The organism is Kutzneria sp. 744 (assembly GCF_000568255.1).
Lineage (GTDB): Bacteria > Actinomycetota > Actinomycetes > Mycobacteriales > Pseudonocardiaceae > Kutzneria.
On sequence record NZ_KK037166.1, the window covers coordinates 5,489,634 to 5,491,568 of the forward strand.

At 73.0% G+C, this 1,935-nt stretch carries 2 protein-coding genes and 1 pseudogene; 2 read left to right on the forward strand and 1 reads right to left on the reverse strand.

Annotated features, from left to right (window positions below):
* Positions 1–197: 197 nt before the first annotated feature.
* Together KUTG_RS63890 and KUTG_RS24600 are read left to right on the forward strand one after the other, a co-directional pair.
* Positions 198–383 (forward strand): hypothetical protein, encoded by a 186-nt coding sequence (locus tag KUTG_RS63890; RefSeq protein ID WP_232240923.1) that lies wholly within the window; start codon positions 198–200, stop codon positions 381–383.
* Positions 380–1,519, forward strand: a complete 1,140-nt coding sequence (locus KUTG_RS24600) for an NADH-quinone oxidoreductase subunit D (RefSeq protein WP_043719943.1) — start codon at positions 380–382, stop codon at positions 1,517–1,519. The genes KUTG_RS63890 and KUTG_RS24600 overlap by 4 nt, the downstream gene beginning before the upstream one ends.
* A gap of 1 nt (position 1,520) precedes the next feature.
* Here the strand turns inward: KUTG_RS24600 and KUTG_RS24605 are convergent.
* Positions 1,521–1,935 (reverse strand): annotated as a pseudogene (locus KUTG_RS24605) (hypothetical protein); the annotation flags it as partial.

The following is a 1,935-nucleotide window of genomic DNA, read 5'->3' on the forward strand; positions in this document are numbered from 1 at the left end:
GTGGCCGCGGGGGCCGCCTTGGCCGTGGACTACGGACATTTCGCCGGCTCACGGCCCTTCCTGGGATCGCTGACCGGCTACCGGTCCGGACGGCAGGTGCCGCCGGTGCCGGACGGCAGCTGCGACATCACCGCCACGTCGCCTTCGACTCCCTGGCGGCGGTAAGCCCCAGCGAGCTGCTGACGCAGCGGGAAGCGTTGGCAGCTCTGGGAATCCTCGGTGATCAGCCGGCGGCCGGACTGGCGGCGGCGGATCCACTCGGTTGGCTGACGGCGTCGGCCCGGGCCGGACGGGTCGCCGAGCTGCGCGATCCCGTCGGGCTGGGCGGCTTCCACTGGCTGCTCTGTCCCCGATCGGCGCCGATCAGCCTCGTGCGAGCATGAGACCCGTGCAGATCACCGTCGGCGTCGGCGCGGGAGCCAAGTACCTCGGCGTCGACCACGTCATCGACCTCGGCCCGCTGCACCCGTCGGCGCACGGCGCGTACCGGCTGCGGCTTGTCGTCGACGACAACGTCGTCACCGAGGCCGAACCGCTGGTCGGGCACCTGCACCGCGGCGCGGAGAAGCTGTTCGAGGTCCGCGACTACCGGCAGGTGCTCACCCTGGCCAACCGGCACGACTGGCTGGCCGCCTTCTGCAACGAGCTCACCGTCGCGCTGGCCGTGGAGCGCATGACCGGCATGGACGTGCCGCCACGGGCGGTGCGGCTGCGCATGGTGCTGTGCGAGCTGAACCGGATGCTGGCGCACCTGGTGTTCCTCGCCCCGCTGACCCGTGCGCTGACCGGCGAGCCCACTGCCGGCACCACCAATGCGCTGCGCGGTCGCGAGGCCGTGCAGGCGGTGATGGAGCAGGCTTCCGGCGGGCGGATCCACTTCATGGCCAACCGGATCGGCGGCCTGCGCGAGGACATGCCGGCCACCTGGATCCCGAACGTGCGGGCGCTGCTTGCGTCGCTGGAGTCACTGCTGCCGGCCATCCGTTCGTCCACTGTGGACGATGAGGCCTTCCGCGCACGACACGCCGGCCTGGGCGTTCTGACGCGGGAAGCCGCGCTGGCGCTGGGCGTCACCGGGCCGACCGGCCGGGCCAGCGGCCTCGACATGGATCTTCGCCGCGACGGCGAACACCTTGCGTACCAGGACTTCCAGCCGGTTCTCGGCACCGACGGCGACGCCCTGGCCCGGGTGGCCTGCGTGGTCGGCGAGATCGAGCTGTCGCTGCGGCTGATCGCCGGGATCCTCGACGACCTGCCGTCCGGGCCGGTGAACCTGCGGCTGCCCAAGGCCGTGAAGGCGCCCGAGGGCTCCGTCTACGTGTGGACCGAGGCCCCGCTGGGCATCTCCGGCGTGCACCTGGCCTCACGCGGCGAGAAGACCCCGTGGCGGCTCAAGCTGCGCACCCCGTCGTTCAACAACGTGCAGGCGCTGTCCGCTCTGCTGCCGGGAACGCCGATCGCCGACCTGCCCGCGGTACTCGGGTCTTTCGCCGTGGTGGTCGGCGATATCGACAAATGACTTAATCGTCCGAACGGCGACGGCGACGGCCGCGCGACTCTTCCTGGCCCAGCGAGGCCAGGAGCTCGCTGACGGACTTGCCGGCGGCGTGGGCGCCCGTGTCGACGACCGGGGGCGTCACGGGCGGCGGCGGTGCGGTCGGGGCCGGACCGGGCGTGGGGACCGGAGCGGTGCGCACGGGGATGGGCAGCTCCAGCGAGTCCGGCACCCAGTCGCCGAGCTCCGGATCCCACACCGGACCGTCCACCGCGGGCGGCGGCGGGGTCGCGGACACGGGCTGCTGCTGCATCTGAGGCTCGGGACGGCGCCGACGGCCGGAGCTCTCGGCCACGGACGGCCGAGGGGTCATCGCGGTGGCCTCGTTGGCGGCCTCAGGGCGACGGCGACGGCCGGACGGATCCACGGCGGGGCGCTGC